The organism is Variovorax sp. V213, from assembly GCF_041154455.1.
GTDB lineage: Bacteria > Pseudomonadota > Gammaproteobacteria > Burkholderiales > Burkholderiaceae_C > Variovorax.
The window spans coordinates 4,793,041-4,808,585 of the sequence record NZ_AP028664.1; the positions used below are offsets into that span (position 1 = coordinate 4,793,041).

10 protein-coding genes are annotated in these 15,545 nt (G+C 67.5%); 8 read left to right on the forward strand and 2 right to left on the reverse strand.

Translation table 11 applies throughout. The annotated features are described in order from the left end of the window. Positions 1 to 3: 3 nt before the first annotated feature. Complete coding sequence (locus ACAM55_RS22635; protein WP_369653669.1) at positions 4 to 1,767, reverse strand: glycerol-3-phosphate dehydrogenase/oxidase; 1,764 nt, start codon at positions 1,765 to 1,767, stop codon at positions 4 to 6. After that, positions 1,764 to 3,251 (reverse strand): FGGY family carbohydrate kinase, encoded by a 1,488-nt coding sequence (locus tag ACAM55_RS22640; RefSeq protein WP_369653670.1) that lies wholly within the window; start codon positions 3,249 to 3,251, stop codon positions 1,764 to 1,766. The genes ACAM55_RS22635 and ACAM55_RS22640 overlap by 4 nt, the downstream gene beginning before the upstream one ends. Before the next feature lie 178 nt (positions 3,252 to 3,429). On the opposite strand from ACAM55_RS22640, the gene ACAM55_RS22645 reads away from it, so the two are divergent. The 8 genes from ACAM55_RS22645 (at position 3,430) to ACAM55_RS22680 (ending at position 15,489) form a co-directional block, all read left to right on the forward strand. Continuing rightward, positions 3,430 to 4,470: a substrate-binding domain-containing protein gene (locus tag ACAM55_RS22645; protein WP_369653671.1), complete on the forward strand. Its 1,041-nt coding sequence runs from the start codon at positions 3,430 to 3,432 to the stop codon at positions 4,468 to 4,470. After that, complete coding sequence (locus tag ACAM55_RS22650) at positions 4,467 to 5,978, forward strand: sugar ABC transporter ATP-binding protein (protein ID WP_369653672.1); 1,512 nt, start codon at positions 4,467 to 4,469, stop codon at positions 5,976 to 5,978. Before ACAM55_RS22645 ends, ACAM55_RS22650 begins: the two co-directional genes overlap by 4 nt. Further along, on the forward strand, positions 5,975 to 6,991 hold the full coding sequence (locus ACAM55_RS22655) for an ABC transporter permease (RefSeq protein ID WP_369653673.1): 1,017 nt from the start codon (positions 5,975 to 5,977) through the stop codon (positions 6,989 to 6,991). The genes ACAM55_RS22650 and ACAM55_RS22655 overlap by 4 nt, the downstream gene beginning before the upstream one ends. Beyond that, positions 6,988 to 7,974, forward strand: coding sequence for an aldo/keto reductase (locus tag ACAM55_RS22660; protein ID WP_369653674.1), 987 nt, complete (start codon positions 6,988 to 6,990; stop codon positions 7,972 to 7,974). The genes ACAM55_RS22655 and ACAM55_RS22660 overlap by 4 nt, the downstream gene beginning before the upstream one ends. Positions 7,975 to 8,015: 41 nt before the next feature. After that, a complete protein-coding gene (locus ACAM55_RS22665; protein ID WP_369653675.1) occupies positions 8,016 to 8,867 on the forward strand; it encodes a class I fructose-bisphosphate aldolase in 852 nt (283 codons plus the stop codon). 150 nt (positions 8,868 to 9,017) lie between these two features. Continuing rightward, entirely contained in the window at positions 9,018 to 13,724 is a 4,707-nt protein-coding gene (locus ACAM55_RS22670) for an RICIN domain-containing protein (protein ID WP_369653676.1), read from the forward strand. Positions 13,725 to 13,867: 143 nt separating this feature from the next. After that, the gene (atpE, locus tag ACAM55_RS22675; RefSeq protein ID WP_369653677.1) at positions 13,868 to 14,107 is read left to right on the forward strand and encodes a F0F1 ATP synthase subunit C; all 240 of its coding nucleotides are present in this window, start codon (positions 13,868 to 13,870) and stop codon (positions 14,105 to 14,107) included. Between the two features lie 176 nt (positions 14,108 to 14,283). Then, entirely contained in the window at positions 14,284 to 15,489 is a 1,206-nt protein-coding gene (locus tag ACAM55_RS22680) for an ABC transporter substrate-binding protein (RefSeq protein ID WP_369653678.1), read from the forward strand. The last annotated feature ends 56 nt before the right edge of the window (positions 15,490 to 15,545 follow it).

Consider the following 15,545-nt stretch of genomic DNA (forward strand, 5'->3'; position numbering starts at 1 on the left):
TTTTTAAGCCTGGCCAAGGACTGAGCTGGCCATCAATGATGCATTGAAAGAGGGTTCCTCGCCCGTCGTCACCGGCTGGAGCCGGACGCCGTGCCGGTCCCGCAGCGCGGTGGCGCAGGCGCAGAGTTCGTTGTGCGCGCGCACCGCGTCCCAGCCCAGCGCCTCGGCCGCCACGCCCGCGATCTCCGCCAGCGCGGCATCGGTCACGAGGCCGCGAATGGCCAGCAGCGTGCGGCGGACCACGAGATCGTCGAGATGCACCACGCCGGTTTCAAGGCACAGGTACGAGAGTTCGGCGGCCGAATAATCCGGCGCGTGCTGCAGGGGCACGTCACCCGAGGCCGCGAGGCGCTGGGCGAGCGGCAATGCCTTGGAGCCATAGCGTCCCAGCAGGGCCAGTGCGCGTGCACGGCCCATGCCGGAGGCGGCGGTCATCCTGTCGATGAAGCGCTCGGTCGCCGGAGCATCGCCCGGCAGCTCCGCGCCGCCGCCGATGGGCAGCAGCTCGGTCGAGGCCGTGCGCGAGCGGCCGAGCAGCTGCAGCACTTCGTTCGTGGCCTCTTCGGCCAGCGAGCGAAAGGTGGTCCACTTGCCGCCGACGAGGCCGACGATGGCAATGTCGCGCGTATTATTCGGCGGATCGACCACCACCGAATGGTCGCGCGAGATCTGGCCCGGCTTGTCGGCGTCGGATCGTGCGAGCGGCCGCACGCCGACATAGGTGTAGACGACGTCGCCGCGCCCGAAGGCCATGTTCGGAAAAACCTCGCGCAGCACGTCGATCAGGTAGTCGATCTCGGCCGGCTCGGTCACGATCTGGTCCGGGTCTTCCACCGGAATATCGGTGGAGCCCACCAGCACGCGGTCGAGGAACGGATAGACGATGCACACGCGCCCGTCGACCGCCTCGAAGTAGGCCATGCGGCCATCGAGCGCATCGCGCAGCGCGGGATGGTCGAGCACGAGGTGCGAACCCTTGGTGCCCATCACGCGCGGACCGGCGCCGCCGAGCACCGCCGCGCTGCGGTCGAGCCAGGCGCCAGTGGCGTTCACCACGGTGCCGGCCGTCACGCGAACGAGCATGCCGGTGATTTCGTCGCGCAGCGTGAGGATGTTGCCGGCGCAGCCCATCACGCGGCAGTAGTTCGCGGCCGCCGAGCGCGGCTGGTCGCGGCAGGCATCGCCTATCAGTTCGAGGATGAGCCACTCGGGATGGCTGATCCACGCATCGAAGAAGGTGGCGGTCCAGCGGATGGCCGCGCGGAACAGGCCGCGATCGGCCACGGGCACGCGGCCGATGCGGTGGCCCGGCATCATGCGCTGGCGGCGCCCCAGCAGGTCGTAGAGCCGCAGGCCCAGCGCCACGGCCAGGAGGCCGCGCGTGCGCTGCGGCGGCGTGCGGCCGAAGAACTTGAGCGCGCTGCTCATCAGGCCGCCGAAGAAGCTGGCAAGGGGCACCACCGTCTTGAGCGGCCGCACCAGGTGCGAGGCATTGCGCAGCAGCAGGTTGCGCTCGCGCGTGGCTTCGGCCACGAGAGAGAAGCTGCCGTTCTCCAGGTAGCGCAGGCCGCCGTGGATCATGCGCGAGGGCGCGCTGCTGGCGCCCGCGCCGAAGTCGCCCTTGTCGACGATCAGGCAGTCGACGCGCTGCAGCGAAAGGTCGCGGAACACGCCGACGCCGTTGATGCCGGCGCCCACGATGACGGTAGAGAAATGGCGGCCCGCCAGCGAAGCCGGGCGCACGAAGGGAAGTTGCCAGGCGCTCATTTCACGTCGCCCGCGATGTGGGTGAATACAGGTGACATGCTGTCGATCAGTTCATTGAAACCGGCGTTGAAATCCGCATGGGCGCTTGCGTCCCGTGCGTCGGGTTCGATCACCTCGCAGGGTGCGAGCAGGGCACTGCCCGGCGCCGCATCGTCGAGTCCTTGCGACATGGCGGCGTAGAGCGCGGCGCCGCGTGCGCCGGTCTCGTCGTCGGCGCAGCGCTCGACCGGACGGCCGAGAAAGACCGCCAGCAGGCGCACGAGGCGCGCATCGCTCGCGCCGCCGCCGAGCACCGTCGTCTCGCTCACCGCGAGGCCGGCTGCGGCAAGGCGCGCCATGTGCCGCGCATGCAGCGCCGCCACGGCATCGACCACGGCGCGTGCCATGTCCGCGCGCGTGTGATGGCTCTTGAGCCCCACGAAGCCGGCGGTCACGCCGCCGCCGCCATTGACGAAGGGCAGGAAGCGCAGGCCGCGGGCGCCCAGCGGCACCGTCATGGCCAGGTCGACCACCGCGCGCGCATCGGGCAGCGCGAGCACGCCGGCCAGCCAGGCGATGTTGGCCATCGACGAGGGGCTGTTCTCCATGTAGAGCCGCCTGTTGCTGCGGCCGAAGTTCACGATGGCGGCAACGGCCGGCTTGGGCTCCATCACCGGCCCGGTGACCGCGTTCACGCACCAGGTGCCGAACACCGACACCGCGCGGCCGCGGCTTTCCGCGCAGATCGCGGTCATGGAGGCGAGCAGGTCGATGGCGCCCATCGCCACCGGAATGCCGGCGGGCAAGCCGCACAGCGCGGCCTCGACGGGCAAGAGCTTTCCGATCACGCTGCCGCTCGGCGCGATGGGGCCGAAGGCGCGCGCGCCGAGGTCCGCAAGACCCGAGGCCTCGAAGGCCGCCTGCGACCAGTTGCCGGTGGCAAGCGACACGAGGCCGGCGGTGCTCGCGTCGCTCGCGTCGGTGGCGATTTCGCCGGTCAGCAGAAAGCCGAGGTAGTCCTTGGCGAACAGCAGGCGGTGCAGTTCGCCGCGCTGCGCGGCATCCACGCCCAGCAGCTCGGCCGCAATGACCGTCGGCTGTCCGGGCCAAGGGCTGCAGCCCACCTCGTCGAACAGCCTGGTGCCGTGGCTCGCCGCCAGAGCGCGCGCACGGGCGTCGGCGCGCTGGTCGGTCGATGCAACGGCGCGGCCGCCCGCGAGCTGGTTGTTGGCATCGAGCGCGTAGAGGCCGGCGCCGTGCCCGGTGCAGGCCATGGCGCGGACTTCGGCCGTGCGCGGGCCGAGCTGGTGGGCGACATCCCGCAGCACCTGGGTCAGCGCGGCGCGGATCGCCGGCGCGCCCACCTCGCAGCCGTCGCCGGGCAGCCGGTCGTGCGGCAGGGGCATGCGGGACAAGGCGACGGTGCGGCCGCTTCCGGCTTCGAGGGCCAGCGCCTTGAGGCTGCTCGAGCCCATGTCGACGCCGATCAATATGTTTGGCTTCATGTCATAACAGCTTCGGCGAGTTGAAAGCGGCTCGCCAGTAGCGTTTCCCCTAGTTATCGCGGCAAACAACCCGCGATTACATTCTACCTGTCATAACAACTGTCGTGACAACGAGGTCCAAAAGATCTGCTCGCAAAGCAGGTCGAAAGCTCTGCCAGTCAACGCGAGGAGACACAAGATGAGGCGAAATTTCCTGAAGTCCGCTGCGGCCGCCGGTATCGGCCTGGCCGGCACCAGCGCATTTGCGCAGTCCACCCCCACAACCGCCGCCACCGGCTTGCGCGGCAATGCCAGCGACGTCTACGTGATGAACGTGATGGTGTCGGGCGTCGAATACTGGTTTCCGGTCTACGAAATGATGAAGCAGCTCGGCCGCACGCTGGGCGTGCGCACGCGCTACACCGGCACGCCCGAGTACGACGTGAACAAGCAGCTGGCCTCGTTCGAGCAGGAACTCGCGCGCAAGCCCGCGGGCATCCTGCTGCACCCGATGAATCCGGACCCGTTCATCGAGCCGATCAACCGGGCGGTGGCCATGGGCATCCCGGTCGTGACCTTCGCGGCCGACTCGCCCAACTCGAAGCGCGCCTCCTTCGTCACCTCCGACAACGACCGCGAAGGCACGCAGGCGGCCGACGCGATTGCTGCGGCGCTGGGCGGCAAGGGCGAATACGCCGTGCTCGAGAACCCCGGCCAGGACAACCACGACCGCCGCATCGCTGCCTTCGTCAATCGCATGAAGACCAAGCACGCGGGCATGAAGCTCGTGGGCCGCGCCGCCAGCAACCAGGACCCGAGCAAGGCCTACCAGGCGGTGCTGAGCCTGGCGCAGGCCAACCCCAACCTGGGTGCGCTGTTCATGCCCGAAGCCAACTCGGCGCTGGGCGCCGCGCAGGCCAAGATCGAATCGAAGAAGAACATCCGCGTGATGTGCTGCGACGTGAACGCCAAGATCCTGGACATGATCAAGGCCGGCGACGTGTTCGGCGCCATCAACCCCAACCAGGGCATGCAGGGCTACATGGGCATGATGATGCTGTTCCTGGCCAAGAACCCCTCGCTCATCGACCCGATGAACGACGCCAAGCGCAACGGCACCAATCCCATGTCGGTGCCGTTCCTGGACAACGGCCTGTCGGTGGTCAGCAAGGCCAACGCGGACGATTTCTACTGGGACAAGTACCTCGCGCGCCGCGGCACCAAGGGAATCGGAGAGTGAGCGCCTTGCTCGAACTGCGCGGCATCAGCAAGCGCTTCGGCGCTTCACGCGCGCTCTCGGGCGTGGACTTCTCGCTCTCCGCCGGCGAGATCCACGCCCTGTGCGGCGAGAACGGCGCGGGAAAGTCCACGTTGATGAACATCATCGACGGCATCCACCGCCCCGACGAAGGCGACATCGTGCTGGGCGGCGAGAAGGTGGTCATCGACGGCCCGGCCCACGCCATGCGCCTGGGCATCGGCCTGGTGCACCAGGAGATCGCGCTGTGCGCCGACGCCACCGTGGCCGAGAACATCTTCATGCCGGAGATCAACGCCGGCAAAGAGGCCTGGATGAACTACGCCAGCCTGAACGCGCGCGCGGCCGAGGTGCTGGCGCGGCTCGGGCAGGACATCGACCCCGCCACGCCCGTGCGCGAGCTGAGCATCTCGAGCCAGCAGCTGGTGGAGATTGCCAAGGCGCTCACGCTGGACTGCAAGGTGCTGATCCTCGACGAGCCCACGGCCGCGCTCACCGACAACGAATCGGCCGCCCTCTTCCGCGTGCTGCACGACCTGAAGGCACAGGGCATCGGCATCATCTACATCAGCCACCGGATGGCGGAAATCTTCACGCACTGCGACCGCGTCACCGTGCTGCGCGACGGGCGCAACGTGCACTGCGGCCCGCTGGCGGGCATGACCGCCGACGAGCTGGTCCGGCGCATGGTGGGCCGCGAACTCGGCAACTACTACCCGCCCAAGCAGGAGGGCGCCGAATCGTCCGGCCCGGTGCTCGAGGTGAGCGACATCGCCGACAGCGAGCGCGTGCACGGCATCTCGTTTGCGCTCCAGCGCGGCGAGATCCTCGGCATTGCCGGGCTGATGGGTGCCGGCCGCAGCGAACTGGCCGAGACCGCGTGCGGCCTGCGCGCCGCCACGCGTGGCACGGTGCGCCTGCACGGCAAGGCGCTCGCGATCCGCAAGTACAGCGACGCGCTGCGCGAGGGCATTGCCTATCTCAGCGAAGACCGCAAGGCTGCGGGCGTGTATCTCGACCTGCCGATCGCGCAGAACATCTCGTCGATGGCGCTGCGGCGCGTGAGCTCCGGCTGGGGGCTGCTGCAGCGCTCGGCCGAGCACCGCCTGGCACGCGAGCTCGGCGCCAAGCTCAATCTCAAGTCGGACGGCGTGGCCATCGAGGTGTCGAGCCTGTCGGGCGGCAACCAGCAGAAGGTCGCCATCGCCAAACTGCTGGCCACCAACCCCAAGGTGCTGCTGATGGACGAGCCCACGCGCGGTGTCGACGTGGGCGCCAAGTCCGAGATCCACCACATCCTGCGCGAGCTCGCGAACCAGGGTGTGGGCGTGATCGTGATCTCTTCGGAGCTGCCCGAGATCATCGGCCTGTGCGACCGCGCGCTGGTGATCCGCGACGGCCGGCTGGCCGGCGAATTGAATTCCAACGAAATGACGGAGGAAGCCCTGCTGCGGCTGGCCTCCGGACTCTGCGAACAGGAGATGGCATGAACTACCCGGCACAACTCGATGCGGGCCTTCCACCGCGGCAATCAGGCGGCGGGCCCGTGAAGCCAGCCAACAAGCTCACGAGCATGCGGGAAGCCGGGCTGCTGCTCATCATCGCGGTGCTGTGCGTGGCCATGAGCTTCGCGTCGCCCTACTTCCTCACCTGGGACAACATCCGCGCGATGCTGCTGTCCTTCTCGATCGAAGGCATCGTGGTGGTGGGCATGACCATCCTGCTGATCGTCGGCGGCATCGACCTGTCGGTGGGCTCGGTGGTCTGCTTCGCGATGGTGGTGACGGGCAAGCTCTTCCTGATGGGCGTGGACCCGTGGCTCGCGAGCCTGGTGGCCATTGGCGCGAGCGGGCTCGTCGGCGCGATGATCGGCGGCTGCGTCACGCGCATCGGGCTGAACCACTTCATCGCCTCGCTGGCCTTCATGGTGATCGTGCGCGGCCTGTGCCTCGCGCTCACGCAGGGCACGCCGCAGTCGCTGTTCTCGCTGCCGGCCGAGTTCAAGTTCATCGGCCAGGGCACGCTGTTCGGCATTCCTGCCGTCATCCTGATCTTCGTGGCGATCGTGATCGTGAGCGATTTCGTGCTGCGCCGCTCGACCCTGCTGCGGCGCGTGTTCTACACCGGCAGCAACGAGAAGGCCGCGCTGTACTCGGGCATTCGCGTGGGCCGCGTGAAGTTCTGGGTCACGGTGCTGTGCTCGGCTTCGGCGGGCCTTGCCGGTGTGATCTACACGGCGCGCTTCGGTGCCGCCACGCCCACCTTCGGCGTGGGCATGGAACTCAACGTGATTGCGGCCGCAGTGATCGGCGGCGCGAGCCTGAAGGGCGGATCCGGCACGGTGCTGGGCGCGGTGCTGGGCCTGGCGCTGCTCTCGGTGGTGACCAGCTCGCTGATCCTGCTCGACGTGTCGCCCTATTGGCAGGACGTGATCAAGGGCCTGATCCTGCTCGCGGCCGTGACCATCGACCACCTCCTGAACACGAGAAAGACAACGCGATGATGATGAAGACGACAACCCTGGGACCCTCCGGCATCGAATGCTCGGCCATCGGCCTGGGCACCTGGGCCATGGGCGGATGGATGTGGGGCGGCGGCGACAACGCGGCGGCCGTCGTGGCGATCCAGGCTTCGCTGGACGCGGGTGTGACGCTGATCGACACCGCGCCGGCCTACGGCCTGGGCCGCTCGGAAAGCATCGTGGGCACAGCACTGAAGGGCCGCCGCCACGAAGCCGTCATTGCGACCAAGTGCGGCCTGGTCTGGCACACGCAACAGGGTACGCATTTCTTCGAGGAAGACGGCCATCCGGTGTACCGCTACCTCGGCCGCGAATCGATCTTCCATGAATGCGAAGAGAGCCTGAAGCGCCTGCAGACCGACTACATCGATCTCTACATCACGCACTGGCAAGACAGCACCACGCCCGTGGCCGAGACCATGGACGCGTTGCTCGCGCTCAAGAAGCAGGGAAAGATCCGCGCCATCGGCGTGAGCAACGTGAGCCCGGAAACGCTGGCCGAGTACCTGCGCCATGGGCCGGTCGATGCGGCGCAGGAGCGCTACAGCCTGATCGACCGCGAGATCGAGCAGGCGCTGGCGCCCCTGTGCAGCGAACACAACGTGGCGGTGCTGGGCTACTCGTCGCTGGCGCTGGGCCTGCTCGCCGGCCCCATCGACCCTGAACGCGAGTTCAAGGGCGACGACCAGCGCGCGAGCAACCCGCGCTTCAGCGAAGCCAACCGGTCGAAACTCGAGGCCTTCTTCGAGGAGATCGAGCCGCTGCGCGCGCGGCTGGGCTGCTCGTTCGGCCAGTTGATGATCGCCTGGACGATTGCAAGTGGCACCGTCTCGGTGGCGTTGTGCGGCGCGCGCGTGCGCCAGCAGGCCATCGAGAACGCGGGTGCCGGTGCGGTCGAACTCGGCGGCGATGCGCTGCGCGCGATCGAGGCCGCGGCAACCCGCCATCTCGGCAACCTCGCCTGACCCCCCTTTTCATTTCCGATCCCAACAAGGAGTTCTTTCCCATGTCGAAAGACAAGATTGCGCGGCTCAACCGGCTGCTGAACAACGGCCGCTGCCTGGACATCGCGCTGGACCACGGGGTGTGCAACGAGCCCTCGTTCCTCGCCGGGCTGGAAGACATGCCCCAGGTCATCGACAAGCTCGTGGCCGCCGGTCCCGATGCGATCCAGCTCAACTACGGCCAGTCCGACCTGCTGCAGGACCGCCCGGGCCGTGACAAGCCGGCACTCGTGATGCGCATCGACATGGGCAACCCCTACAACGCCACGCTGCACCGCGTGATGTGGGCCCAGCTGCAGAACGAACACGACCCGGTGCTGCCCGCCGTGCAGCGCGACGCGGCCTGCGTGGTGGTGAACCTGTTCATGCTGCCGAACGAGCCGGACCTGTTCCGCCAATGCGTGCAGAACATCGCGCGCGTGCGCGCCGACTGCGACAGATACGGCATGCCGCTGATGATCGAGCCGCTGGTGATGCAGTCGCCCACCCCCGGCAGCCGCTACCAGGTCGATGGCGACGCCGAGAAGATCGTGACGCTGGTGCGCCTCGCGCGCGAGATGGGCGCCGACATCGTCAAGGCCGACCCGACCAGCGACTCCACCGACTTCCACCGCGTGGTGCAGGCCGCGCGTTGCCCCGTGCTCGTGCGCGGCGGCGGGCGCGAAGACCTGCAGCAGGTGTTCGCGCGCTCGCGCGTGCTGATGGACCAGGGGGCCGTCGGCATGGTGTATGGGCGCAACGTCTACCAGCACGCGAATCCTTCGGCGGTAGTGAGAGCGCTGATGGCCATGATCCACCAGGGCGCGAGCGCCGAGGCGGCCTGGGCCCTCTACGAATCGGGCGGCGCGAACTAAGACGAAGAAAAGCGCCGGCGCAAGAACACAACAAGAAGTCAGCACGGCAGGCGATGGACCCGTCGCCTGCCGGGGTGCGTCCTGCGCGCGCACCGGAGAGCGGTCGAGGAATGGGTTGCCCTGCGAACTTCTAACAACCTGGAGGCGACGATGAAGATCCGGTATTTCCTGATGGCGTTCCTGGCCCCGCTCGTCACATTGCTGACGCATGCGGCAATCACCGGGGTCAGTCCGATGACGACCCTCGGCAACATGGCGACAGCGGTTTCCGAAGCCGTCGCCGACCCGCTCCCGCTGCAGGGGCCGGGCCTTGGCAACCTCACCTACACATCGGCGGAACTGTTCAAGCCGGTGTCGATGATCACGAGCGCCGCGCACCCGCTCGATCCGGCGCACAGCAGCGCCTACGAGTCGCGCGAGGTGCCTGCCACGTACCCGGGCCGCAAGGACTACGGCATGAACGCGGGCATCATGATCAACGGCTACTTCCTCACCTCCTTCGCGCCGGACAGCGGCCTCGGCCCGGGCGGCTTCCTGCTGTATGACGTGTCGAACCCGCGCCAGATCCAGCTCGTCAAGAAGATCTACGAGCCTGAGGGCCGCACCAGGGAGTTCCGCGAAACGCACTCCTTCGGCACAGCGAAGATCGGCGGTAAGACATACGTGGTGCTGCCAAGCATCAACGGCGTCGAGTTCTGGGACTTCACCGACGTCAACGACATCAGGCAGGTGAAAAAGCTGGCGCTGCCCGGCGTCAACGGCGGCGACTACGAGGACGTGGCCTGGCAGCTCTGGTGGCAGGCGCCCTACCTGTACGTGGCCTCGGCGGGCCGGGGCATCTTCATCGTCGATGCGAGGGACCCTGCGAACGCCGTGGTCGCGAATCGCGGCACCGGCAAGCCCAACCCGGTGCCCACGGGCGAACTCGGCAACTTCCGGGTCGGTCCGATCTTTACCATGGGCAACCACATGGTGCTGACCGCGATGGAAAGCAACGGCGGGTTCGCGAGCCTGGATATCTCCGACCCGCTCAACCCCAAGGTGCTCGATTCCATCGTGGGCACCACGCCGTTCTACTACGCGACCTGCTTCGACGGCCGGAACCTGCACGCCTCCGCGCGCAACGGCGGCGCCAAGATGTACAGCTACGACCTGAGCGACCGCTCGCGCTTCGTGGCCGAGGACAACCGGCTGGTCATCGACGAACAGCTGTACTGCGCCACGCAGGACAACTATGTGATCCAGGGTGCGCAAACGCGCATCCACAAGGTCGACGTGAGCAACCCGCTCAATCACGTGGAGGTGGGCCGCGGCAGCATCCTGCGCGAGGACGACCCGAACTTCTCGCATTCGGACAACGGCCAGGTCGCGATGTTCGGCAACCTCGTCTTCGTGGGCAACGACCACGGCTCGGGCAGCGGCTTCATCGTGCACTCGGTGGACCCCGACACCACCAAGCCCGAAGTGAAACAGGTCTCGCCGGCCAACGGCGCCAAGCAGCAGGCCCTGACCTCGCGCATCGGCCTGGGCATGACGGACAGCATCCGGCCCGAGAGCGTGAATTCCAACACCTTCATCGTGCGCCCGGTGGGCGGCAACACGCTGGCGGGCACCTACAGCGTGCAGCTGGGCATCATCAACTTCCATCCCGAGCAGCCGCTGCAACCGGGCACCAGCTATGAAGTCTTCCTGCCCGCCAACGGGGTGAAGGACTATGCGGGCAACGCCATCGGCGCGGACTACAAGTCGACCTTCAACACCGGCAACGCGACCGACATCAACCTGATGCACTACTGGACGCTGGCGGGCAACCTCTCCGACCAGATCGGCAACAACAACGGCACGCCGGCGTCGGGCGACGCGTTCGAGAGCATCGGCATGAACTTCGCGAACCGCACCGCCGGCGTGCCGCTGAAGAACGATTCGGTGGCCACCGTGCTCGGCGGCACCGCATCGATGAGCTTCTACATGAAGACCACGCAGGCGGGCGGCGCGAACTCGTGGACCGCGCCCGGCATCTTCGGACGCGACCAGTCGGGCGGCGCGGACGACGTGTTCTGGGGCTGGCTGGACAACGGCGGGCGCATCAAGCTGTCGGTGGGCAACGACGCCGGCACCGCCTCCACGGCGGCGGTGAACGACGGCAACTGGCACCACGTGGTGTTGACGCGCGACGCCGCCTCCGGCGCGCAAGCGGTGTATGTCGACGGCGTGAAGACCACCTCCGCCGGCCTCACGGGCAACAAGGGGCTGTCCAACAAGTTCAGCCTGCTGGGCCAGATCCAGGGCAACGCGGCGCTCTTCAAGGGCACGCTGGCGGAGGTGCGCGTCTACGGCCGCGTGCTCTCCGACACCGAGGTGGGCACGCTGCGCGCACAGACCATCATCGGCGACCCGGGCATCGGCGGCGGTCCGAAGATCGTCAACGGCCAGCTGGTGTTCAACCCGGCCACGCTGAGCAGCAGCGGCGCGCAGTTCCGATGGAACTTCGGCGACGGCACGCAGACCGCCTATTCGAGCCAGCCGAACTACACCTACACCTACACCCGGCCCGGCCACTTCACGGTGACCCTGACGGTGAAGGATGCAAACGGCCGCGAGACCTTCTACACCTACAACCTCACGGTGATCATCCCGGTCACGGCGCGGGCACCCACGCACACCACCAACATCGCGGGCGATGCGAACTCGGTGTACTCGGTCAACCCCGACAGCGGCACGGTCGCCGCCATCGACGCGCAGACCCTGGCCAAGCGCTGGGAAGTGCGCGTGGGCGACGAGCCGAAGACGCTGGCCGTGGGCCCCGACGGCCGCATCTGGGTCACGGTGCAGGGCGAGGACAAGCTGGTGGCGCTCAGCGCGGCCGACGGCAGCGTCTCGGCCACGGTGCCGCTGGCCTACGGCAGCGGCCCCTACGGCGTGGCCTTCACGCCCGACGGCGCCAAAGGCCTGCTGACGCTGGAGAGCAAGGCGGTGCTGATGAGCTTCGACCCGAGCAACGGTGCCACCACCGGCGCGGTCGCGCTCGAAGGCAACCTGCGCGGCATTGCGGTGAACTCCGATTCGCAGGTGGCCTACGTCACGCGCTTCAAGTCGAAGATGACCGGCGGCCAGCTGCACAAGGTGAACCTGCAGGGCATGAGCGCCATGACCACCATCGCGCTGCCGGTGGACACCACCACGGTGGACACCGAGAGCCGCGCGCGCGGCGTGGCCAACTACCTGAGCCAGGTGGTGATCTCGCCGGACGGCAGGCGCGCGGTGTTGCCTTCGAAGAAGGACAACATCGTGCGCGGCCGCTTCCGCGACGGCGCCGACCTGGCGCACGACCAGACCGTGCGCTCCATCCTCTCGCAGGTCGACCTGCAGGCGGCGGCCGAGGTGTTCGGCGAGCAGATCGACTTCGACGACCGCGCACCCGCGCGCGCTGCGCTCTTCTCTCCATCGGGCGACTACCTGTTCGTGGCGCAGATGGAAGGCAACCGCGTGGCCATCGTCGATCCGTACAGCCGCGCGGTGCGCGGCGAGATCAACGCCAGCAGCGCGCCGCACGGCCTCTACCTGGACGCGGCGCGCAAGCGGCTGTTCGTCAACAACTTCCTGGCGCGCTCGGTGTCGGTGCACGACGTGGCCTCGGTGCTGTCGTCGGAGACGGCGGCGCCGACCTTCCTGCAGAACGTCTCGACGGTAGCGCAGGAGCCCATGGCGGCCGCGGCGTTGCGCGGCAAGCAGGTGTTCTACAACGCATCGGACCGTCGCATGAGCAAGGACAACTACCTCTCCTGCGCGAGCTGCCACGCCGACGGCGGCGACGACGGGATGGTGTGGGACTTCACCCAGCGCGGCGAAGGCCTGCGCCGCACCATCAGCCTCATGGGCCGGCGCGGACTGGGCCACGGCAAGCTGCACTGGACCGCCAACTTCGACGAGGTGCAGGACTTCGAGAACGACATCCGCAACGAGTTCGGCGGCACCGGCTTTCTCACGAATGCCGACTTCGCGGCCACGTCCGACCCGCTGGGTGCGCCCAAGGCCGGCAAGAGCGCGCAGCTCGACGATCTCGCGGCCTACCTGAGCTCGCTCAGCAAGTACATGCGCAGCCCGGCACGCAATGCGGACGGCAGCCTGAGCGTCGATGCGGCACGGGGCCAGGCGCTGTTCGCCTCGGCGCAGTGCGTGACCTGCCACTCGGGCGGCACCTTCCGCGACGGCCTCCGGCACGACGTGGGCACGATCCAGGCCTCGTCGGGCAAGGGCATCAACCAGCCACTGGCGGGCGTGGGCTTCGACACGCCGACGCTGTCGGGTACGTGGAACACGACGGCCTTCTTCCACAACGGACAGGCGGCGACGCTGCAGGACGTGCTCAACAGCGGCCACGGCAATGCCAACAGCCTGCCTGCCGCCGACGCGGTGGCGATCCGCGAGTACGTCCGCTCGCTGGACACGGCCCCGGCCGTGGTCACGCGGATCCGCTCGGACCACAGCAACCTGTGCGTCAACATCAAGGGCGCGGCGACCACCAGCGGCACCCCCGCGGTGCAATGGCCCTGCGGCACCGCCGGCAACGAGAAGTTCACGGTGATTTCCATCACCGGCGGCTACGTGCAGTTGGTGGCCGAGCACAGCGGCCTGTGCCTGGCGCAGAACGGCACGGCGGCAACCAATGCGCCGGTGGTGCAGCTGGCCTGCTCGGCGGGCACCACGACCCAGTGGAGCCTGGTGGGCGGGACGATCCGCAACCGGGCCTCCAACTCGTGCCTCGACGTGCCGAACAACTCGACGACGCAGGACACCGCATTGATCACCTGGACCTGCAACGGCGGCAACAACCAGAACTGGACCCAGCTTCCGTAGCGCCGCGACGTTCCACGAAAGGCCGGCCGTTTCGACGGCCGGCTTTTTTTCGCCTTGCCCATGACCTCCCACGTCATGGACCGCACGCACCCGCTCTGGGAAAGTACCTCCATCGATCAATCAACCACCCAGGAGAAAACACCATGACCGGCTTCAACATCCTTCCCCTCGCAGTCGCCTTGCTGATCGGCGTCGCCGCCCTCGGTTCGTGCCTGGGCATCGGGCTGGTCGGCCAGAAGTTTCTCGAAAGCACCGCGCGCCAGCCCGAGCTGGTCGACACGCTGCAGACCAAGTTCTTCCTGGTGGCGGGCGTGACTGACGGCGCCTTCATCATCGCCACCGGCATCGCCCTCTGGTTCGCGACCGCGAATCCTTTTGGCTGATCACCAGGCTCCGCGCACCAGGAAGTGACACGGAGCACTGGCACCATTCGTGCTAGCACCGTTGACACCGAATTGTTTATGGTTAAAGTATTTAGCTATCAACGGTTCGCTGTCTTTGGTGCTGCATGGCGCGGCACCAGGGGCATCGTTTCACCCTTCCTTTGCCCGGAGAATCCATGAGCCACCCGTCCCCGAAGTCGCCCGCGCTGCCGCGCACCCTGCTTTCGCTGCTGCTCTGTGGCGCGGCCCTTGGCGGGGCGGCATCCGCCATGGGCGCGCCCGTGAAGGTGGGCCTGGCGCTCGACATCTCGGGCCCCTTCGCGGCCTTGGGCGCCGAGGCGCGCGACGGCTTTGCGCTCGGCATCAAGCAGCTGGGCGGCAAGCTCGGCGGGCAGGACGTGGAGTTCGTGCAGGCCGACATGGCCGGCAGCCCCGACCAGGCCAAGCAGCTGGTCGACCGCATGATCCAGCGCGACAAGATCGACATCTTCAGCGGCCCCATCGGCTCCAACGTGGCGCTGGCCGTAGGCCCGACGCTGTTCAACGCCAAGGTGCCTTACCTCTCGGCCAATGCCGGCCCGAGCCAGTTCGCGGGCGCCCAGTGCAATGCGTACTTCTTCGGCACCGCCTACCAGAACGACCAGTTCCATGAAGCCGCCGGCAAGTTCGCACAAGACCGCGGCTTCAAGAAGACGGTGCTGATCGCCCCCAACTATCCCGCCGGCAAAGATGCGCTGGGCGGCTTCAAGCGCCAGTTCAAGGGCCAGGTGGCCGACGAGCTCTACACCAAGCTCGGCCAGATCGACTACGCCGCCGAACTCGCGCAGCTGCGCGCGGCCAAGCCCGACTCGATCTACTTCTTCCTGCCCGGCGCGATGGGCATCAACTTCATCAAGCAGTTCGTGGGCGCGGGCCTGTCGAAAGACATCACCCTGGTGACCAGCGGCTTCTCGGCCGACGAGGACGTGATCGGCGCCGTGGGCGAGCCGATGCTCGGCTTGTTCAACACCTCGCACTGGGCGCACGACCTGGACAACGCCGCCAACAAGGCCTTCGTGGCCGCGTTCCGCAAGGAATACAACGGCCGCTATCCGTCGGTGTATGCGGCGCAGGCGTACGACGCAATCCTCGCGATGGACGCCGCGGTGAAGCAATCGGGCGGCAACGCGCAGAACCGCGAAGCCGTGGTCGCCGCGCTGAAGAAGGCCAACTATGCCTCGACGCGCGGCAGCTTCAAGTACGCGAACAACCATTACCCGGTCGAGAACTTCTACCTGCGCGTGATCGGCAAGGATGCACAGGGCAAGGTCACGAACAAGCTGATCAACACGGTTCTCACGAACTACGGCGACTCGTACGCCGACAAGTGCTCATTGAAATAGGCTCGCCCCCAGGCTGCGCGCACTTCGTGTCGCTTCTCCCTCCCCCTGCCGGGGGC